The sequence below is a fragment of the Rhizobium sp. NLR22b genome, from assembly GCF_019685295.1.
Taxonomy (GTDB): Bacteria; Pseudomonadota; Alphaproteobacteria; order Rhizobiales; family Rhizobiaceae; genus Rhizobium.
Genome location: NZ_JABDWM010000023.1, coordinates 1 through 18919, shown reverse-complemented (window position 1 = coordinate 18919; position 18919 = coordinate 1). Strand labels below are relative to the sequence as shown.

Annotated in this window: 20 protein-coding genes; 11 read left to right on the top strand and 9 right to left on the bottom strand. The window is 60.9% G+C overall.

What is annotated here, in order from left to right; genetic code table 11:
• Positions 1-180: 180 nt before the first annotated feature.
• Positions 181-972, bottom strand: a complete 792-nt coding sequence (locus tag HJC00_RS28185; RefSeq protein WP_210630211.1) for a metallophosphoesterase — start codon at positions 970-972, stop codon at positions 181-183.
• Positions 973-1628: 656 nt separating this feature from the next.
• Between HJC00_RS28185 and HJC00_RS28180 the strand changes: the two genes are divergently transcribed.
• Positions 1629-1871: a KTSC domain-containing protein gene (locus HJC00_RS28180; protein WP_064804427.1), complete on the top strand. Its 243-nt coding sequence runs from the start codon at positions 1629-1631 to the stop codon at positions 1869-1871.
• Between the two features lie 177 nt (positions 1872-2048).
• Here the strand turns inward: HJC00_RS28180 and HJC00_RS28175 are convergent, their stop codons facing one another.
• The 3 genes from HJC00_RS28175 to ung all read right to left on the bottom strand — a co-directional run bounded on the left by HJC00_RS28175 (position 2049) and on the right by ung (position 4434).
• Entirely contained in the window at positions 2049-2654 is a 606-nt protein-coding gene (locus HJC00_RS28175; RefSeq protein ID WP_221164981.1) for an alpha/beta hydrolase, read from the bottom strand.
• 10 nt (positions 2655-2664) lie between these two features.
• On the bottom strand, positions 2665-3597 hold the full coding sequence (locus HJC00_RS28170; protein ID WP_221164980.1) for a VOC family protein: 933 nt from the start codon (positions 3595-3597) through the stop codon (positions 2665-2667).
• A gap of 135 nt (positions 3598-3732) precedes the next feature.
• The gene (gene ung, locus HJC00_RS28165; protein WP_210630205.1) at positions 3733-4434 is read right to left on the bottom strand and encodes a uracil-DNA glycosylase; all 702 of its coding nucleotides are present in this window, start codon (positions 4432-4434) and stop codon (positions 3733-3735) included.
• Between the two features lie 230 nt (positions 4435-4664).
• Between ung and HJC00_RS28160 the strand changes: the two genes are divergently transcribed.
• The 3 genes from HJC00_RS28160 (at position 4665) to HJC00_RS28150 (ending at position 7992) form a co-directional block, all read left to right on the top strand.
• Positions 4665-6128: a phosphomannomutase gene (locus HJC00_RS28160; protein WP_221156478.1), complete on the top strand. Its 1464-nt coding sequence runs from the start codon at positions 4665-4667 to the stop codon at positions 6126-6128.
• Positions 6125-7552, top strand: a complete 1428-nt coding sequence (locus HJC00_RS28155) for a mannose-1-phosphate guanylyltransferase/mannose-6-phosphate isomerase (protein WP_020922051.1) — start codon at positions 6125-6127, stop codon at positions 7550-7552. Before HJC00_RS28160 ends, HJC00_RS28155 begins: the two co-directional genes overlap by 4 nt.
• Positions 7553-7686: 134 nt before the next feature.
• Positions 7687-7992: a hypothetical protein gene (locus HJC00_RS28150; RefSeq protein ID WP_210630202.1), complete on the top strand. Its 306-nt coding sequence runs from the start codon at positions 7687-7689 to the stop codon at positions 7990-7992.
• Positions 7993-8017: 25 nt separating this feature from the next.
• On the opposite strand, the gene HJC00_RS28145 is transcribed toward HJC00_RS28150, so the two are convergent.
• Positions 8018-8974: an endonuclease/exonuclease/phosphatase family protein gene (locus tag HJC00_RS28145; RefSeq protein ID WP_221123068.1), complete on the bottom strand. Its 957-nt coding sequence runs from the start codon at positions 8972-8974 to the stop codon at positions 8018-8020.
• 261 nt (positions 8975-9235) lie between these two features.
• Between HJC00_RS28145 and HJC00_RS28140 the strand changes: the two genes are divergently transcribed.
• Positions 9236-10252, top strand: coding sequence for an NAD-dependent epimerase/dehydratase family protein (locus HJC00_RS28140; RefSeq protein WP_221164979.1), 1017 nt, complete (start codon positions 9236-9238; stop codon positions 10250-10252).
• Positions 10253-10263: 11 nt separating this feature from the next.
• Here the strand turns inward: HJC00_RS28140 and HJC00_RS28135 are convergent, their stop codons facing one another.
• Positions 10264-10650, bottom strand: coding sequence for a hypothetical protein (locus HJC00_RS28135; protein WP_221146891.1), 387 nt, complete (start codon positions 10648-10650; stop codon positions 10264-10266).
• Positions 10651-10833: 183 nt separating this feature from the next.
• On the bottom strand, positions 10834-10986 hold the full coding sequence (locus HJC00_RS28130; RefSeq protein ID WP_009988813.1) for a hypothetical protein: 153 nt from the start codon (positions 10984-10986) through the stop codon (positions 10834-10836).
• A 234-nt stretch (positions 10987-11220) separates the two neighbouring features.
• Here HJC00_RS28130 and HJC00_RS28125 point away from each other — a divergent pair, with 234 nt between their 5' ends.
• The 6 genes from HJC00_RS28125 (at position 11221) to HJC00_RS28100 (ending at position 17441) form a co-directional block, all read left to right on the top strand.
• The gene (locus tag HJC00_RS28125; RefSeq protein ID WP_221123071.1) at positions 11221-11925 is read left to right on the top strand and encodes a CerR family C-terminal domain-containing protein; all 705 of its coding nucleotides are present in this window, start codon (positions 11221-11223) and stop codon (positions 11923-11925) included.
• Positions 11922-12935, top strand: a complete 1014-nt coding sequence (gene hlyD, locus HJC00_RS28120) for a secretion protein HlyD (protein ID WP_221164978.1) — start codon at positions 11922-11924, stop codon at positions 12933-12935. Before HJC00_RS28125 ends, hlyD begins: the two co-directional genes overlap by 4 nt.
• A complete protein-coding gene (locus tag HJC00_RS28115) occupies positions 12932-14677 on the top strand; it encodes an ATP-binding cassette domain-containing protein (protein ID WP_221146889.1) in 1746 nt (581 codons plus the stop codon). The genes hlyD and HJC00_RS28115 overlap by 4 nt, the downstream gene beginning before the upstream one ends.
• Complete coding sequence (locus HJC00_RS28110; RefSeq protein WP_210630189.1) at positions 14674-15801, top strand: ABC transporter permease; 1128 nt, start codon at positions 14674-14676, stop codon at positions 15799-15801. The genes HJC00_RS28115 and HJC00_RS28110 overlap by 4 nt, the downstream gene beginning before the upstream one ends.
• Position 15802: 1 nt before the next feature.
• On the top strand, positions 15803-16915 hold the full coding sequence (locus tag HJC00_RS28105; protein WP_221123074.1) for an ABC transporter permease: 1113 nt from the start codon (positions 15803-15805) through the stop codon (positions 16913-16915).
• 130 nt (positions 16916-17045) lie between these two features.
• Positions 17046-17441 (top strand): DUF1236 domain-containing protein, encoded by a 396-nt coding sequence (locus HJC00_RS28100; RefSeq protein WP_210630185.1) that lies wholly within the window; start codon positions 17046-17048, stop codon positions 17439-17441.
• A gap of 134 nt (positions 17442-17575) precedes the next feature.
• On the opposite strand, the gene HJC00_RS28095 is transcribed toward HJC00_RS28100, so the two are convergent.
• Positions 17576-18619, bottom strand: coding sequence for a Gfo/Idh/MocA family protein (locus HJC00_RS28095; RefSeq protein WP_210630184.1), 1044 nt, complete (start codon positions 18617-18619; stop codon positions 17576-17578).
• A gap of 9 nt (positions 18620-18628) precedes the next feature.
• Positions 18629-18919: ThuA domain-containing protein (locus tag HJC00_RS28090; protein ID WP_221164977.1), on the bottom strand; the 291-nt coding region annotated here is incomplete at its 5' end.

Genomic DNA, 18919 nt, shown 5'->3' with positions numbered 1-18919 from the left:
CAGCCATGTGAGCCTTCTGACGCCGCGGCACAATCCCGCGGCGTTTGTTTTTGGAGCGTGCGCCACGCTCTCTTCGCCGAGCGCATCGGCACGAAGATCAGAAATGACTCTTGGAAAAATACGATGCGCAAATCCAGAGTGCGGAGAGCGCGTCCTTCGTCTGAAAAATCGCACGGCGCGCTAAAGCAGCCCTACCCTCGTCCCCTTGATCGTCAGTACGGTCAGCCGGCCCGTCGCCGACACCGCGGTGTCGATGCCGATGCGTTGCGGACCGAATGTCGGGGCTCGCCCCGGAGTATGTCCGTGGATCACGAGGACAGGAAGCTGCGGTCCTTCGTCCAGGAAGGGCTGCCGGATCCACATCAGGTCGTTGTCTTTTTGTTTCTCGAGATCGATGCCGGGTCTGACGCCCGCATGCACAAAAACCACCCTGCCTAGGCGCACCATGATCGGCAGCGATTCCAGGAACTGGATATGCCGCTCGGGTATCATATTGCGAATGACGCGGGTGATCGTTTCATTTCCCGCCGCCGACTGCAGGAGATGCTCGATATCGATGCCGTATGAGTGCAGCGTCTCCGTCCCGGCGAAACCCAGCCATTCGAGAATACCAGCCGGTTTGCGATAGAGCTTCACCAGTTCAGCATCGTGATTGCCGCAAAGAACCAGGCGCTGAAATCCTGGCGGCGGGTTCTTGCTCAGGAACTCCAGAACCGCGCTCGAATCGGGTCCACGATCGACATAATCGCCGAGCATGACGATGAGTTTCGGCCCCTGAATGCGTGCTGCATCCTCCTCGATGCGGCGATGCACCTCGACGAGCTCGTTGTAACATCCGTGAACATCGCTCATGGCGTAGACCGCAGCGAAGTCGCCTTCGGCAAAGCTCAACCGAGCGCGCTTCTTACGATTGCCGGCCAGTATCGGTATCTGTTGTCGCCACCGTCCTAGATAATTAGACATGTAACCCATTTATGAGACCCGACCGATTGGCGGGTTGATCGATTTCCCATCCATCGCTGCAATGGCACGCAACTCAGTGTTCATAAGAAGTTGGCCTGATCGCGGCGTTGACAATGTAGCCGCAACTTATTGCCACATTCAAAACGACCTGATCTTTCGCCGCTTGCTGAATCGCCTTCACCAGCCTCGTCTGGGGTCGCGACAGAACGCTGCGCGTCCAACACATCAAACAATGCGGATTGTCCATCCCTGTAGCTCCCAGGTGAAAGCGCAAGGGTCTCCTGCGTGAATCCTGGGTGCGAAGCGAGGCAAGCTCGCCAACGATAGCTAAACGGCTGCCACGGACAACGGCGTTTCTGTACTTATGTTTTCGTTGAGAAGATATCATCATTAATATCAAGTTGTATTTTAGGACATGATGATTAATCGCCGGTTAATCTTCTGTCTACTGGATCGATTCTTTCATATTCGGCTGTGCCACCCAAAGTCTCCAGACCGGGGAGAACTCGAAACCGACGGCTTTCCACAGGCGAGGCCTCCGGAAAAGCTGCATAAATCAACTACAGCGAGAGGCATCCGGAAAAAATGAACGTTAAAGCAGATCACGCTTGACGACCCTGCGACGCCGCTTAAAGATGGTGCGCCGCGAGCGTGAATGACGATTATTGATCAGGAATCTGAGATCCAAAACTGCGGGGTGCAAAGTGGAAACTGCGGTTGATTCGAAACTTATCGAGGCGATCAGCTACGACGAAGACAGCCGGCATCTACGGGTCTATCTGACCAACGGCCAGAGACGAGAATATGAAGGTGTCCCCAAAGGCGTCGTCGTCGGTTTGACGATGGCAGAATCGCCGGGGAATTTTTACATGAAGGCAATAAGGGGCAAATATCCTCATCGCCCCTGAGCATGTCGCGCAAAACTGTGCTGCGGTTTTGCAGCAACGCCATGCCTAATCAGCGACCTAAAGCGCAAGGAGCGAATCTGGAAGATCGCGACGCGCTTCAGATAATTGGTCGATCAGCGACGATGCGGGGCCGGCATTCGCCGGCCCCGTTCGCAGTCTTGGCCACTGTGGCAAAGGTCAATAGCCGCCGAGGAAGCCGCTAACCGCATTGATCTCCGATGGCGCGATCTCGTGCCCACCGGCATGCCAGACCGTCCTGACTTCCGCGCCCCGGCCCTCCAGGTGCGCAGACAGCGCCTGGGTCACCGCGGCCGGAGCGATGGGATCCCGCTGCCCGGCTGTCACCAGAACCTTTCTTCCGGTGAGCGTCGAGCGAGCCTGGGGCTGAAACGGAATGAGCGGATGCATCAAAACCGCCGCATCGAAGATGCCTTTTTCGATCAGCACGTTAGCAAGAATATTCGCCCCATTCGAAAAACCCAGGCCGAGAATGTGGGAAGCCCGATATTCGTCGGCAAACGCCTTGACATAGGCCGCCATCTTCTCCGTCGCGCGTGAAAGGTCGGACATGTCGTAGACCCCTTCGCCGGTGCGGCGAAAGAACCGCGCCGCGCCGTATTCGGAAACATCGCCACGCGGCGAAAGAATCGTTGCTTCGGGCAACAGCCGTCGGCCGAAGTCGAAGAACTGGTTTTCGTCGCCGCCGGTGCCGTGCAGCACGAGCAGAATAGGTTTGTCAGGTGCACCGGCACGCAGCCGGTGCACATATCCGGTTTCGGTCATCTTGCCCTCCCTAAGCTTCGAGCGGCTGCAGATGCTGCTCGAGCAAGGCACGAAGATGAGCGTGCTGCTGCGGCAGCTTCAGCGCTTCGCCGAGATGAGCCGTGTCTTCGTCACGGTCGAAGCCGGGCTCATTGGTCGCGACCTCGAACAAAACACCGCCCGGCGTGCGGAAATAAATCGCCCAGAAATAATCACGGTCGATCACAGGCGTCACCTGATAGCCCGTATCCATCAGGGCCTTGCGCACTTCGAGCTGCTTTTCGCGATTCTCGACGGCAAAGGCGACATGGTGGACGGAGCCGGCGCCGGGAAGCGCGCGGGCAATGTTCGGCATCGTCTCAAGGTCGATGAGGTGCGCGCCGTTGCCGTCAGACTTGATCAGCCGCTTGATGCCGTCCCGCTCCTCAGCCACTTGATAACCCATGAACTTCAAGAGTTCGGCCGTCGCGCCCTCGTCTCTCAGCCGCATGGCGACGGAGTGGAAGCCGCGAATGGCGTGGTCTTCGCTGATGCCGCCATGCGTCCAGGGCTGGCGGGCATCATCCTTGACCTCGACAAGCGCGAAGCCGTCACCGTCCGGGCCGGAGAAGTTCAGGCGCTTTTCGCCGAAGCTTTCCTCAGCCTTCAGACCGCCGAGACCAAGCGTGGCGAAGCGGTCGCTCCAGAAGCCGAGCGAGCCTTGCGGGACAGAAAATACCGTCGTGCCGACTTCCCCGGTCCCGGGCCGGCCCTGCGCCATCTTCGGGAACGGGAAATAGGTCATGATCGTGCCGGGCGCACCGGTCTCATCACCATAGTAGAGATGGTAGACATCAGGCGCATCGAAATTGACAGTCTTCTTGACGCGCCGCAGGCCGAGCGCATGGGTGAAAAACTGATTGTTGGTGCGGGCGTCCTGCGCCATCGACGTGACGTGGTGCAGACCCTTGATCTGATCGAGCATGTGAGACCCCTTTCTTGCCCGCAGTCCGCGGGCTTTTGATGGATCATAAATGCGCCTCAGCCGGCCTCCGGAATAGACCCAGAGACCAAAACGCATTGTCTATTATTAGTGAACGAAGATCGCGCCGCGTTCACATCAGGCGCCGTAAGGATCTGCCGGCAATTGCCAGTCGATCGGCGCCCGTCCGCGGGACTGAAGGAAGGCATTCGCCTTGGAAAAATGTTTGCAGCCAAAGAAGCCGTTATGGGCCGAAAGCGGCGAGGGATGCGGCGCCTTGAGCACCAGATGCCGCGTGGTATCGACAAATGCGGCCTTGCGCTGGGCATAGGAGCCCCAGAGCATGAAGACGACAGATTCGCATTCGTCATTGACTTTGCCGATAATGGCATCGGTGAAGCGCTCCCACCCCTTGCCCTGATGGGCGGCCGCTTGCCCTTCCTCGACCGTCAGCACGCTGTTCAGCAGGAGCACGCCCTGCTTTGCCCAATGTTCGAGAAAACCATGGCGCGCTGGCGCTATGCCGAGATCCGTCTCCATCTCCTTATAGATATTGACGAGCGAGGGCGGTATGCGCACGCCGGGTCGGACGCTGAAGCATAGTCCATGAGCCTGCCCAAGCCCGTGATATGGATCCTGTCCGAGGATGACGGCCTTGACGTTGACAATCGGCGTCAGATCAAGAGCGCGGAAATATTCGCTGCCCTTCGGAAAGATCCGCTTGCCCACTCGTTTCTGCGCGACGAGAAAGGATTTGAGTTGTTGCATATAGGGGCTTGAAAACTCCCCCGCCAGCGCGGCCTTCCAGCCCTCATCGAGACTGACGGATGTATCGCTCATCAGGAACCCTTCAGCATAGGACGAAACAATGGACACACGGTTCTAACAAAATCGATCTACGCTGCAATGCCTGTCGGCAATGGGTCTACGTCTTTAGGATCGGCGGGAGAAGACTGCGAGAGGCTGTCCGAGGCATCGTCGTTCGTGTTTAACTATATGACGGCTTCGGTATTTACGCCGGCAGGCGGCCTGAGTAGAACCTTGATTGTAAACTGGAGGCACCTCTTCAAATGAAATTCGGCACGAGCGGCCTTCGCGGACTTTCAGTGGATCTCAAGGGTCGTGCCTCGGCTCTCTACGCGATGGCGTTCGGCAAATATCTGCTGAAAAGCGGCAAGGCACAGACCGGCGACGTCATTTTGATCGGCCGCGACTTTCGCGATTCCAGCCCCGAAATCTCGGGCAATTGCGCTGGCGCGCTTGCCGCGCTCGGCTTCCGCATTTTCGACTGCGGCAATGTCCCGACGCCAGCCCTTGCTCTTTATGGTCTTGAAAGCAAGGCCGCATGCCTGATGATAACCGGCTCTCATATTCCGGCGGACCGCAACGGCATCAAGTTCTACCGTCCGGACGGCGAGATCGACAAATCGGACGAGGCTGCGATTACCGCCTTGGCCGCCGAAATCGAGAAAAGCGGCGAAGCGGTCATGCAGGCGCCAGCGGCGATGGAAGATCGTGAGGCGATCTGTCGACAGCTCTTTTTCGAACGCAATACGGCCCTGCTTCCGCAAGGCGCGCTGTCCGGCCTGAAGATCGGCGTCTACCAGCACAGCACCGTAGCCCGTGATCTCCTGGTCGACGTTCTTGCCCATTATGGCGCTGAGGTCACCGTTCTCGGGCGTTCGGAAAGCTTCATTCCGGTCGATACAGAAGCCGTTTCCGAGGAGACTATCACGCTGATGAAGCGCTGGGTCTCCGATCACAGCTTCGATACAATCGTCTCGACGGATGGCGATGGCGACCGCCCGCTGGTCGCCGACGAAACCGGCACGCCACTGCGCGGCGATCTTCTCGGCCTGGTGGCAGCCAATTTCCTTGGAGCCGGCACGGTGGTGACACCGGTGACCTCCAATTCCGGCATCGAGGCAGCAGGCTCCTTTACCGTCACGCGCACCCGCGTCGGCTCGCCCTTCGTCATAACAGGCATGGAAGAAGCCGTCGCCGCTGGGCGAGATCACGTAATGGGCTTCGAGGCCAATGGCGGGCTGCTGACCGCAACCCCCTTCGTTATTAACGGCAGAGCCGTGCGCGCCCTGCCGACACGCGATTGCTTCGTCCCGATGCTGGCGATCCTGTCGCTCGCCGCCAAACGCCGGCAGCCGCTCTCTGTTATCGCCGCCTCCTATCGCCTGCCCTTTGCCGCCGCCGACCGCCTGGAGAATTTCGCGGTCGAGACCAGTGCGGCGCTGATGGGATATCTGCGCGCCTCGGATGAAAATCTCTCCGCTTTCCTGCTGCCGATCGGCGAGGTGGCGGCGAAATCCGACATAGACGGCCTTCGAGTGACGCTCGGAGATGGCGGGATCATCCATTTCCGCCCGTCCGGCAACGCGCCGGAAATGCGCTGCTACGTCGAGGCCGGAAGCGAAACTGCAGCTCTGGCCCTGCTGCAGGCAGGGCTCAATCGAATTAGAGACTGGGCAGGCGCCCGACAATCATGCGACGAAAACGTATTTCAAGGAACCCGCCTATGACGCAGAAAATCGTTCCCGTGATCATGGCCGGCGGTAAAGGCACCCGGCTCTGGCCGCTTTCCCGTGCCACCGCGCCGAAACAATTCATTCAGTTCGTCGGCAACAAGACGCTGTTCCAGGACACCCTCGAACGTGTTTCCGATCCCGCGCTCTATGAAGCCCCGATCGTTGTCACCAACGAGGAATTCCGCTTCCTGGTCGCCGAGCAGGCCCGCGCGCTTGCCATTCCGCTCGCCGCCGTGCTGCTCGAGCCCGTTGCCCGCAACACCGCCGCAGCGGTGGCCGCCGCCGCGACGCTCGCCGCCGAGCTCTTCGGCAAGGACACGATCATCCAGATGCTCGCTTCGGATCACGAGATCCTTGCCGACAAGAGCTATTTCGATTGCATCCGCATCGCCCGCGATGCGGCCGCTGCTGGCAAGCTCGTCACCTTCGGCATTAACCCCACCGAGCCCGCGACCGGGTACGGCTATATCGAAATCGGCGAAGCGCTCGGAAACGGCGCCCACAAGGTCAGCCGCTTCGTGGAAAAGCCGGCCTTGGACAAGGCCGAGCAGATGCTGGCCGATGGCGGCTTCTATTGGAACTCGGGCATCTTCATGTTCCCGGTGACAGAGCTGATTGCCGAACTTCAGGAATATGCGCCCGACGTACTGAAGGCGGCAGGCAAGGCCGTTTCCAAGGCAAGCCGCGATCTCGACTTCACCCGCCTCGATGCCGATCATTTCGCAAAGAGCCCTGATATCTCCATCGACTATGCGATCATGGAGAAGACCTCGAAGGCCGCCGTCGTCCCCTCGCCCTTCAAGTGGTCCGATATGGGAAGCTGGGATGCGGTCTGGAAATCAGGCGTCCGCGACGACAACGGCAATGTCGCCGCCGCAAACACGACCGTCGTCAACACCCGCAACTCGCTCGTCATGACCCACGGCGTGCACCTTGCCGTCCAGGGCATGGACGACGTCGCCGTCATCGCCAGCGAGGACGCGGTCTATGTCGGTCCGCTCAAGGACAGCCAGAATGTCGGGCAGTTGGTCAAGATGCTGGCCTCCGCTTCCGCCACGGCGAAATTCACCGAAACCCATCCCACGTCCTATCGCCCCTGGGGCGGCTATACCTCGATCTTCAACGGCGACCGCTTCCAGGTGAAGCGCATCTTCGTCACGCCGGGCAAGAAGCTTTCGCTGCAAAAACACCACCATCGCTCCGAGCACTGGGTCGTCGTAAAGGGAACGGCCGAGGTGACGATCGGCGACAACGTGCAGATGCTGCGCGAGAACGAAAGCGTCTATATCCCGCTCGGAGAAGTCCACCGTCTCGCCAATCCCGGCAAGATCGTTCTCGAGCTCATCGAGGTTCAGACGGGCTCCTATCTCGGCGAGGACGATATCATCCGCATCGTTGACGAATTCGGAAGAACATAAGCCAAGTGCCGGAACGACAGGCAGGCCAGATCAGCCCGCCGGCGCTTCCGGCATGACCACCATCCCTGTTGAATTCCCCTCCGGGATTCTCGTAGAATGAATGAGCCGACAGACCTGACAGGAGATGTCCTCTGATGCGTACCCTGCCCGCCCTCGCCGGATTTCTTTCAATCCTGCTGCCGGCAATGGCCTTTGCCCAAACGGCGAACATGCGCGCCGCAAGCGAGGCGGAAATCCGCCAGCATCTGCCCGGCACGTCGGAGCTGAAAGAAAGCAGCAACGGCTATGAATATCGCGAAGGCAGCAAGAATGGCTACAAGATCAACAATGGCGAGGTCTGTGTCCGGTTTCCCGACAAGTCGACCGACTGCGTCAACGTGAAGACTGACGGCAAGAATTTTCAGATGATCGACCGCAAGGGCGGCCGAACCAGATTCTGATTTCAGCCCGGCTTATCTTGCCTGTTTATTGTGCCGGCGCCGTCTCGCCGCTCCTATCGACAATGAATTCGGCGATCAGGCCGGAATGGTTGGAGCCGAGATTGTCGTCGAGGCGTTTCAATGACGTCAGATGAAGCGGCGCGCGCGCGAATATGTGATCGATGGCGATGCCGTATCGATCGGCCGCGATCGGCCATGTCGCCGGTTCGGGCGCCATAGTCTTCAGCTTCTGCTTGCGCAGGAGAGCCTGAATGCTGGGGGCGATCGACGACGAATTGAAATCGCCGGACAGCACCAGCGGACCTGAGATCGCATCAAGCGCTTTGCTGAGATCTCCCAACTCTTCCATCTGGTAATCGTCGTAATAGGGTTTGGTCAGATGGGCCGATACGAGATTGACGGTTTGCCCGCCGAAATCGACGCTCGCTGCGACCAGCCTGTCTTTTCGCAAGCTGCCGATGCTCGCGACCTGGCGGGTCACGAACGGGCGCTTGGACAGCACCAGTGTATCGCAGCTGTCTTTGCCGTTGTCGCAACCGATATGATACGGATAGACCTTGAACAATCGCTGCAGATGGAACGTCAGCGGCTTGGCTTCGAGCAGATTGACGACATCGGCGTTCGAAGCGATCACCATATCCGCGATGGCGGTCGAATTTTTCCAGTTATCGATCGCAACGTTGAACGACATCAGACGGAAAAGCGGCGCCGTTCCCGTTCCCCTGTCGTCCTCCGCAAATTCACGTAGCATGATAACGCCGTGCGCCGTGAGGAGCAGCGAGACAAGCAGAAGGGCAACGCCGTAAGCATGTCTTCTGACAGCCAGGATGACGAGGCTGGCGGCGGCGTATGTGAGGCCGAGATGGATCTGAAAACTGTAGATGAAGGAGAGCAGCCAGAAATTCGTGAGATAGCGCAGCGACACAACCGCAATGGCCAGGGTCAGAAACGCAGAGAGAATCCAATAAACTATGTTTCTCATCAATCCCTGGTTCCGCCTGAACAGGATGTCGCCCGAAAACCGCTCAACCTTTTCGGCATCGTGCGCGAGACGACCCGTCGCCCATAACATGCAAGCCCCTATGGTGCAATGCAGCATAATGTCCGGAAACGACGACAGCAGAGCCGCGTCGGGTGCTATCTTTCAAAGGCCTATCGACTCGGCCTCTTTTTATCCTGTAAGTGGGTGCCATTTTACGGAACCGGCTTTTGCCGTCGGCAGGGAGCCGAGAAAAAGGTGGGAATGCGCTACTTCATTACAGGCACTGCCGGCTTTATCGGTTTTCATCTGGCCAGGCGCCTGTTGCAGGAAGGGCATGAGGTGACGGGTTTCGACGGCCTCACGCCTTATTACAACGTCAAGCTCAAAGAGATGCGTCACGCCGCACTCTCTCAGTTTCCGGCCTTCCGGCCTGTCATATCAATGCTTGAGGACCGGCCGGCGCTGGAGGGGGCAGTCTCCGCGGCCGCGCCTGACATCCTGATCCATCTCGCCGCGCAAGCCGGCGTCCGCTACAGCCTGGAAAATCCCGAAGCCTATATACATTCGAATGTCGAAGGCTCCTGGAATATCATGGAAATCGCCCGGCGGGTTGAAGTTCGCCACCTGATGCTGGCCTCGACATCATCGATCTATGGCGCCAACGCGACGGTCCCCTTCCGCGAGACCGATCGCGCCGACGAGCCGCTGACCATCTATGCGGCGACGAAGAAATCGATGGAATTGATGGCGCACAGCTATGCCCATCTCCACAAGATCCCGACGACGGCCTTCCGTTTCTTCACCGTCTATGGCCCATGGGGCCGGCCCGATATGGCGCTGTTCAAATTCGCCAAGAACATGCTCGAAGGCCAGCCAATCGAGATCTACGGCGAAGGCAATATGAGCCGCGACTTCACCTATATCGACGACCTCATCGAAGCGATCGTCAGGTTGTCGGCAATTGCCCCGAGCGAGGAAAATCGCCTCAGTGACGCTGGGATCGAAACACTTTCGCACCAGGCGCCCTTCCGCGTCGTCAATATCGGCGGCGGTCAGCCCGTCAGCCTGATGGATTTCGTCGAGACGGTGGAAAAAGCGCTCGGCCGCCCTGCCATCCGCAAGATGCTGGCAATGCAAAAGGGCGACGTGCCGCGCACCTTCGCTGCCCCCGATCTTCTCGTGGCACTGACGGGATACAAACCCGACACGACACTGGACGTCGGCGTCAAGGCCTTCGTCGACTGGTATATCGACGTACGTCGAGAACTGGATGCCTGAAGCGGGTTGCTTTAGCGGAGGAACGTGACCGCTTCCACAGCGCCGACCGCCGTCGAGAATACATATTCGATGGCAACGCTCAGGCTCCGCGAATAGGCCTTGAACTGATACCCCCTGGCCTCGACCACAGCTGGGCCGCGCAGAACGAGGGGAGCGCTCGGCCGCACGAAACCGGCGCGTGTCGTCAAGGGAATTTCAGGCGAACGGCCGATGGCGGAAGTGTAGATCAGGTCGCGGGCGAGGCTCGCAGGCCCGATGGCGAAGGCCGGACCGGCCCCCGCGGCAATGCTCAAGGTCAGGGCGATGGCGGCAAGAGTTTTCTGCATGTCGAAGTCCCCGTTTTCGGATCGGCGGGCTTTCGTTTCACCCGGCTCCAAGCGATCGACGCGTCTGTCCACGCTTCGGCCGCCTTCATGAGAACACTCTACAGGTCAGTATTTGCAGGGCTTTTAAGCAGATCGATCAAATTTTACGAAATTCGACTTTCTATACGGAAGGGCTCGAGACAGGCATGAAAACGCCTTGCCGGCGGCTGGACGGCGGCATCGGCAAAACGTCCATGATTGGACGCTGATCGCAGTCTAGAGAATGCGATCCAGCTTCTTGTTGATATGCAGGTTCGGCATCAATCCCGCACTTTGGGCGGCATGATAGGATTCTCGCGCCGCATCGAACGAGATCGACCACATAATGGCGCTCAACAGCAGCGCGATAATATAGATCTGAATACGCATCGATCTGCCGATACGGAAAGAGCAAGGCAGTTTTGTGTCAGAAAATGAGCGTATAACGCGAAACAATATGCTTTCAGAGCCGCCGAGAATGGCACTTGGCATATTGGGGCCCGTGCGTGGAATTCATCCTGATCCAAGGCAGGGAAAGTCGCAGCTTGCGTCCTCACCCGAAAGTGGTTGCCGCGATATAATCAATCGATTGACTTATTTCACTAACGACGCTATAAAAATGTCATGACCCGAGAACGCGACAAGCCAAACCCGCCAGCTTCAGCCCGCGCCGAGATCGCGCGCCAGAAGATGCTCACCGCCGCTCTCGACGTCTTCGGGCGCTACGGTTTCGATGGCGCCTCGACACGCCAGCTGACCGAAGCCGCCGGCGTCAACCTGCAGGCGATTCCCTATTATTTCGGCAGTAAGGAAGGCCTCTATATCGCCACCGCCGAATATCTGATGATGCAGATCGACGCTCATGTCAGCGGCATGCGGGCGCGCATTGGCGCGCATCTAGTGGCGCTCGACGCAGCCGGCGAGCCGCTCGGGGAAGCCGACGCCCGACTCTTCCTGACCGAGGTTCTGCAGACCATGGTGACGCTCTTCGTCGCCAAGGAATCCGAACCCTGGGCCCGTTTCCTCATCCGCGAGCAGATGGAGCCGACCGAAGCTTTCAAGCGGGTTTATCAAGGCATCATGCGGCCGATGATCGAAATGGGCCGGCGTCTGGTCGGCGCCATTCTCGGCGAGGATCCGGCGTCCGAACATGTGCGCCTTCGCACTTTCAACCTCGTCGGCAGCATCCTCATCTTCCGCTTCGCCCATGCCTCCGTACTCGCCCAGATGGAATGGGACGCCTTCGGCCCGGAACAGGTGGAAATCCTCCGGGGCCTTGCTGCCGAACTGGCCGATGTCATCGGCCCGCCGAAAGGAGGCGCAGCATGAAACGCATCCTCCCCCTCGCGATCCTTCTCTTGGTTGCGGCAGGTGCCGCCGCCTGGTGGTACGGCCTGCCCGAGCGGTTCGGCTGGCTGCCCGAGGCGCGGCGCGAGTTCGTCCTTTACGGCAATGTCGATATCCGTCAGGTCTCGCTCGGCTTCCGCGTCAGCGGCCGCCTCTCCGAACTGCGCGTCGACGAGGGCGATGTCGTCAGGAGCGGCACGGTCCTGGCGAAGCTCGACGCCGCACCCTATGAATTCGCCGTTCGCTCCGGCGAGGCCAATGCCGCTGCCCTTCGCGCAACGCTCGACAAGCTGAAGGCCGGCCCGCGGCCGACCGAGATCGCCCAAGCGCGAGCTGCCTACGACGAAAGCCTCGCGGATCTGCAGAATGCCAACCTCGCCTATGACCGCGCCCGCCAGCTTCGCCCGCAGGGCACGATTTCCGAAGCGAACCTCGACCAGGCGACCGCCGCAAAGGCGATGGCCGCCGCCCGCTCGCAATCCGCCAGCGAGGCACTGAAGCTGCTGCAGGAAGGCTCACGCGTCGAGGATATCGCCGCCGCCGACGCCCAGCTGAAGGCCGCCGAGGCCACACTCGCCTCGGCCCGAACCTCGCTCGCAGACACCGAATTGCGTGCTCCGAACGACGGCGTCATCCTCTCGCGGGTGCGGGAAAATGGCGCGATCGTCTCGCCGGCCGATACCGTCTTCGTGCTTTCACTCACCGAACCTGTCTGGGTGCGCAGCTACGTCGCCGAGCCCGATCTCGGCCGCATCCACCCCGGGATGAAAGTATCCGTCGCCTCCGATACCCTGCCGGATAGACCCTATGAAGGCACCATCGGCTTCATCTCGCCGGTCGCCGAGTTCACGCCGAAGTCGGTGGAAACGCCTGAACTGAGGACCGATCTCGTCTATCGCCTGAGGATCGTCATCGACAAACCCGGCCCCGACCTGCGGCAGGGGATGCCGGTCACGGTGCGGCTGTCCGCGCCACCGGCAGGCGGACAATGACTGCCCCCGAACCCGGTCGAGACGCCAGGCCGCTCGTTCGGATCGACGGCGTCACCAAGCGCTTTGGGGGTGCGCCTGCAGCCCTCGACGCCGTCTCCGGCGTCATCGGCGGCGGCGCGATCACCGGCCTCGTTGGCCCCGACGGCGCCGGCAAGACGACGCTGATCCGGCTGATGACCGGCCTGATGCTGCCCGATACCGGAACGATGGAGGTTCTGGGCTTCGACACCAGAAAGAACGCCGCCGGCATTCAGGCGGCGACCGGCTACATGCCGCAGCGCTTCGGTCTTTATGAGGATCTCTCGGTCCAGGAAAACCTCGATCTCTATGCCGATTTGCGCGGCCTGCCGAAGAGCGAACGCGCCGGCGCCTTCGACGAACTGTTGACCTTCACCGACCTCAAGCGTTTCACCGGCCGGCTCGCCGGAAAGCTCTCCGGCGGCATGAAACAGAAGCTCGGCCTTGCCTGCGCGCTTCTGAAAAAGCCGCGCCTGCTGCTGCTCGACGAACCGGGCGTCGGCGTCGATCCGATCTCGCGCCGCGACCTCTGGAAGATGGTTGAGAACCTGACGAAGGAAGGCATCGGCGTGGTCTGGTCGACCGCTTACCTTGACGAGGCTGAAGCCTGCGACCACGTGCTGCTCTTGAACCAGGGAAAACTGCTCTTCTCGGGAAAACCGAACGAAATGACCGAGCGCGTCAAAGACCGCGTCTTCCGGGTCTCCGACGTCACGGGGCGCCGTCGACAGGTTCTCGCCGAACTCCTGCAGGCCGATGGGGTCATCGACGGCGTGATCCAGGGCGAGGCGATCCGCCTCGTCGCAGCCAGCGGCAAGACGCCCGATATCGGCAAGGCCGGTAACGGCGCATCGCTTTCCCCAGCCCCGGCCCGTTTCGAGGATGCCTTCGTCGATATGCTCGGCGGCGGCCCCGGCGGCCGCTCCCGGCTTGCCGAAGCGCAAGAGCCGCTGAAGGCCGAGGGCGACCGGCCGGTGATCGAGGCCAAGGGCCTGACCAAGCGCTTCGGCGATTTCACCGCCGCCGACGACATCAGCTTCGATATCCGCCGCGGCGAGATCTTCGGCCTGCTTGGGCCAAACGGCGCCGGCAAGTCCACCACCTTCAAGATGCTCTGCGGCCTGCTGAAACCGACCGGCGGCGAAGGCCGCGTTGCGGGTTTCGATCTTCGCCGCGACGCTGCGGAAGCGCGCAATCAGCTCGGCTATATGGCACAGAAATTCTCGCTCTACGGCGATCTTACCGTCATGCAGAACCTGGAATTCTTCGCCGGTGTCTATGGCCTTCGTCGGCAGCGCAGGCGCGAGCGCATCGCGCTAATGGCCGATATTTTCGATTTCGGCCGCCACGCCCGCGAACCCGCCAAGGATCTGCCGCTCGGGCTCAAGCAACGGCTGGCGCTTGCCTGCGCCGTCATGCACGAACCGCGCGCCCTCTTCCTCGATGAACCGACCTCCGGCGTCGATCCGATCACTCGCCGCGAGTTCTGGACGCATATCAACGGCTTGGTCGAAAAAGGCGTCACCGTGCTCGTCACCACCCATTTCATGGACGAGGCGGAATATTGCGACCGCATATCGCTGATCTACCGCGGCCGTTCGATCGCGCTCGGTTCTCCCGATGAGTTGAAGGCACGTGTCGCGACAAGGGATGCGCCGGACCCGACGATGGAGGACGCCTTCATCGCGCTGGTGCAGCAATCGGAAGCGGAGGATGCATCATGAGCATTTCCTCCGGCCGGCTCCGGCGTCTTGCAGCTCTGGTGCGCAAGGAAAGCTTCCAGGCGATCCGCGACCCGAGCAGCATCCTCATCGCCTTTGTACTGCCGCTGATCCTGCTCTTCCTCTTCGGCTACGGCGTCTCGCTCGATACAACGCGCACCCGCATTGGCCTCGTGACCGAAGAGATGACGCCGCTGACGCAGGACCTCGCGGCCAGCTTTCGGGCCTCGCGCTATTTCGACGTGGTGATCGGCCGTGACCGCCGCCTGTTCGAAGAAGATCTCGTGATCGGAAAGGTGCGCGGCATCGTCGTCATCCCGGCCGATTTCACCACCCGTTATACCGCCGGCAACCGCCCGGAGGTCCAGGTGATTGTCGACGGCTCCGATCCGAACACGGCGAATTTCGTCCAGAACTATGCGCAGGGCGCCGTTGCCAACTGGGAACAGCAGAGGCAGGCGGACGTCGCCTCCCACAGTCCCGCCATCGCAGTTGAGCAGCGCTTCTGGTTCAATCCGGAGCTGACCAGTCGCAACTTCCTCGTGCCGGGCTCGATAGCCATTGTCATGACGCTTGTCGGTACACTGCTGACCTCGCTCGTTGTCGCCCGCGAATGGGAGCGCGGCACGATGGAAGCAATGATGGCGACGCCGGCGACGGCCGTCGAACTGCTCGCCGGCAAGATCCTGCCCTATTTTCTGCTCGGTCTCACCTCGATGACGCTCTGCGTGCTGCTTGCGGTCTTTCTCTTCGGCGTGCCGTTCCGCGGTTCGGTCGCCGGGCTTTATGCCCTGTCGGCCGCCTTCCTGATCCCGGCGCTGGGGCAAGGCCTGTTGATCTCGACGGCAACCAAGAACCAGTTCCTCGCCTCGCAGCTGGCGCTGATCTCCGCCTTCCTGCCGGCCTTCCTGCTCTCGGGCTTCCTGTTCGAGATCAACTCTATGCCCAGGATCATCCAGTGGATCACCTTCATCGTGCCGGCCCGCTACCTGATCCCCAGCCTGCAGACAGTGTTTCTCGCCGGCGACATCTGGCCAATGTTCGGTCGAGCAATCTCGGTCATGCTGACGATCGGCGGCGTCATGTTCGTGCTGGCCGCACGCAGCACCAGAAAGAGGATTGGCTGAGATGGGGTGGACAAGGCTTTACGCCCTCATCGTCAAGGAGTTGCTCGCCGTGCTGCGCGACCCCAAGGGCCGCGCCATCCTGATCGGCCCACCGATCGTCCAGCTTCTCGTCTTTTCCTATGCGGCGACGCTCGAAGTGCGCAATGTCGACGTCATGATCCTCAACCGCGATAGCGGCCATTGGGGCCAGGAGCTGATCGAGCGCATCGATGGCTCGCCGACCTTCCGCAATATCGAGATCGCCGCCGAGCAGGCGGAGGTCCAGGTGGCGATCGACAATCAGACGGTCATCGCCGCGGTCGAAATCGGCCCGGATTTTTCCCGCAATATCGAAGCGGGAACGCCGAGCGACCTGCAGGTGGTGCTCGACGGCCGCCGCTCCAACGCCTCGCAGATCGTTGCGGGCTACCTTTCGCAGATCGGCGCGGCGCTTGCCGCCGATACCACGGCCGGCAAACGCGCCGGCGCCAGCATCGTCTCATCCGTGCCGCGCAACTGGTTCAACCCGAACCTCACCTATCAATGGTTCATGGTGCCGAACCTGATCGCCAGCATCGCGCTCCTCATCGGCCTGATCGTCACGGCGCTGTCGATCGCCCGCGAGCGCGAGCTCGGCACCTTCGATCAGCTGATGGTCTCACCGTTGCGCCTGCACGAGATCCTGATCGGCAAGCTCATCCCGCCGATGTTGATCGGCCTCTTCCACATCACCGTCTATATCCTCGCCGCCGTCTTTCTCTTCGAGGTGCCGCTGCGCGGCTCGCTCTTCCTGCTTTACGGCAGCGCGATCTTCTATCTCGGCTCGGTCGCCGGCCTCGGCCTCTTCATCTCGGCGCTGTCGATGACGCAGCAGCAGGCGATCCTCGGCGCCTTCCTGTTCATGGTCCCGGCCATGCTGCTCTCGGGCTTCGCGACCCCCATCGAAAACATGCCGGGCTGGCTGCAGCCGATAACCTACGTCAATCCGCTGCGCTATTTCCTGGTGATCGTCAAAGGCGTTTTCCTCAAGGATATCCCGTTGAGCGAGGTGGTGAACCAGACCATCCCGCTGGCGCTGATCGCCACGGTGACGCTCAGCGCCGCCGCCTGGCTATTCCGCCGACGCCTGGAATAATCCAATCCGGCGGATGCCTCAGCCGCCTCACAGAATATGAACCGGCCTTCCAAAGCGTGACTCTTTGCTGCGGGAACCTCGATTTGGCGTCGTCGTTACCCAAACGCAACCCCAGCAAAGGAGAAGCAAAATGTACAAGATCCTACTTGTCTCCGGCGCCCTTGCGCTGTCGTCGCTTGCTACCAACGCTCTGGCTGACGGAGCCGTGACCGGCGCTGCCGGCGGCGCCATCACCGGCGCGATCGTCGGTGGCCCCGTAGGCGCTGCCGTGGGCGGCATAGCCGGCGGCGTTGCCGGTGCCGTGGTCGATCCGCCGCCGCGTGAGGTCGTCACCTACGTTCAGCAGCAGCCGGCCCCGACCTCCCGCGTGGTCGTCGAGCAGCCGATCGTCGTCGGCAAGCCGCTTCCGGCCGATGTCGTCGTCACTCCGGTGCCCGACAACCCGAAATATGCTTATACGGTCATCAATGACCGCCGCGTGATCGTCGAACCCCGCACCCATCGCGTCGTGCAGGTCATCGAATAATCAAACCGCCGAGGCCGCATGCTGCGGCCCGGCCACCTCCGGCCCCGCCTCGGCGGGGCCTTTTTCGTGCGCATGCACCAGCGGCTGGCCAGCTGGTTGACCGACCGTTTGGTTTCATTATTTCGAGGCGCTGATCAGACCTTCAGTTCGCGCCGCTCGCGCTCCGTCTCCATGGCGAGGTCGAGCACCTTCTGCAGATTGGCGGCGTGGCGGAAGTTAGGGTCGGGCTGGATGCCGCTTGCCACCGCCTCGGCGAAGCGCTGGTAGTTGGTCGGCACCGGCGCCACCTCGATGTCCTTCCAGGTGGCGGTCTCGGCATCGTCTCCAAGGCAGCCGCGCAGTTCCGATCCGGCCGGCCGGTGGATGACCTCGAGGCTGCCCTTTTCGCCGTAGATGCGCAGTTTCAGCTCATTCAGGTGGCCCGTCGCCCAGCGGCTGGCATGGATCACGCCGAGCGCGCCGTTGGCGAAATCGACCGACATGGTGAAACTGTCATTGGCGTCGAGCATATATTCGCCAATCTGGCCGCCCGGCGCCTTGTTGAAGGTCTTCAGCCGCGCAAAGACATGGTCGATGTCGGTGGCGGCGCCATAGGCGGCGAAATCAAGGATGTGGATGCCGACATCGCCGAGCACGCCGTTCGAGCCGTGGCCGGTGGAAAGCCGCCACAGCCAGGTCGATTCGGTGCGCCAGTCGCCCCAGGCGCGCGATACGAGCCAGCTCTGGAGATAGGACGCCTCCACATGTTTGATCGTGCCGAGTTCGCCTGATAGCACCATCTCGCGGGCGCGCTGCAGCGGCGCGACGTTGCGATAGGTAAGGTTCACCATGTTGATGACGCCGGCCTTCTCGGCCGCTTCCGTCATCTCCAGCGCCTTCGGATAGTTTTCCGCAAGCGGCTTCTCGCAGAGCACATGTTTGCCGGCCGCAATCAGCGCCATGGTTGTCGGGTGATGGATGCGATCGGGTGTGATGTTCGTCGCCGCCTCGAACTCGCCCCAGGCGATCGCCTCATCCAAGGAATGGAACCGCTTTTCGATATTGAACTTGTCGGCAAAGGCGGAAAGCCGGTCGGGGTCGGTGTCGACAGCGCCAACCACCGTCACCCCGTCGATTTTGCTGAAGTGGGTGAGCTGGTTTTTCGCCATCACGCCCGTGCCAAGAACGAGTAGTCGCATGAATGCTCCTCAGCGATAACCGGCTTCGCCGGCTTGGTGCAGTTTCGGGCCGCGCTCGACGATCGGCTCCAATACCTTTTCCACGGGCACATTTGGAGCGTCGGTAATGCCAGTCAACGCGCCTTCAGGGTTGTAGGCCCACTTGACGCCGTTGATCAGCACCTTCTGCACCGTGGCGTCGTGATAGGTCGGATAGGTCTCGTGGCCCGGGCGGAAATAGAAGATGTTGCCGGCGCCGCGGCGCCAGGTCAGGCCCGAGCGGAACACTTCCCCGCCCTGGAACCAGGAGATGAACACCGT

Bases quoted from the DNA above. Each gene is read 5' to 3' on its own strand.
- HJC00_RS28175 (WP_221164981.1), bottom strand. From the start codon at position 2,654: ATGACCGAAACCGGATATGTGCACCGGCTGCGTGCCGGTGCACCTGAC.
- HJC00_RS28185 (WP_210630211.1), bottom strand. From the start codon at position 972: ATGGGTTACATGTCTAATTATCTAGGACGGTGGCGACAACAGATACCG.
- HJC00_RS28170 (WP_221164980.1), bottom strand. From the start codon at position 3,597: ATGCTCGATCAGATCAAGGGTCTGCACCACGTCACGTCGATGGCGCAG.
- HJC00_RS28095 (WP_210630184.1), bottom strand. From the start codon at position 18,619: ATGCGACTACTCGTTCTTGGCACGGGCGTGATGGCGAAAAACCAGCTC.
- hlyD (WP_221164978.1), top strand. From the start codon at position 11,922: ATGAAACGCATCCTCCCCCTCGCGATCCTTCTCTTGGTTGCGGCAGGT.
- HJC00_RS28150 (WP_210630202.1), top strand. From the start codon at position 7,687: ATGCGTACCCTGCCCGCCCTCGCCGGATTTCTTTCAATCCTGCTGCCG.
- HJC00_RS28160 (WP_221156478.1), top strand. From the start codon at position 4,665: ATGAAATTCGGCACGAGCGGCCTTCGCGGACTTTCAGTGGATCTCAAG.
- HJC00_RS28155 (WP_020922051.1), top strand. From the start codon at position 6,125: ATGACGCAGAAAATCGTTCCCGTGATCATGGCCGGCGGTAAAGGCACC.
- HJC00_RS28105 (WP_221123074.1), top strand. From the start codon at position 15,803: ATGGGGTGGACAAGGCTTTACGCCCTCATCGTCAAGGAGTTGCTCGCC.
- HJC00_RS28140 (WP_221164979.1), top strand. From the start codon at position 9,236: ATGCGCTACTTCATTACAGGCACTGCCGGCTTTATCGGTTTTCATCTG.
- HJC00_RS28115 (WP_221146889.1), top strand. From the start codon at position 12,932: ATGACTGCCCCCGAACCCGGTCGAGACGCCAGGCCGCTCGTTCGGATC.
- HJC00_RS28125 (WP_221123071.1), top strand. From the start codon at position 11,221: ATGACCCGAGAACGCGACAAGCCAAACCCGCCAGCTTCAGCCCGCGCC.
- ung (WP_210630205.1), bottom strand. From the start codon at position 4,434: ATGAGCGATACATCCGTCAGTCTCGATGAGGGCTGGAAGGCCGCGCTG.
- HJC00_RS28110 (WP_210630189.1), top strand. From the start codon at position 14,674: ATGAGCATTTCCTCCGGCCGGCTCCGGCGTCTTGCAGCTCTGGTGCGC.
- HJC00_RS28100 (WP_210630185.1), top strand. From the start codon at position 17,046: ATGTACAAGATCCTACTTGTCTCCGGCGCCCTTGCGCTGTCGTCGCTT.
- HJC00_RS28145 (WP_221123068.1), bottom strand. From the start codon at position 8,974: ATGAGAAACATAGTTTATTGGATTCTCTCTGCGTTTCTGACCCTGGCC.
- HJC00_RS28130 (WP_009988813.1), bottom strand. From the start codon at position 10,986: ATGCGTATTCAGATCTATATTATCGCGCTGCTGTTGAGCGCCATTATG.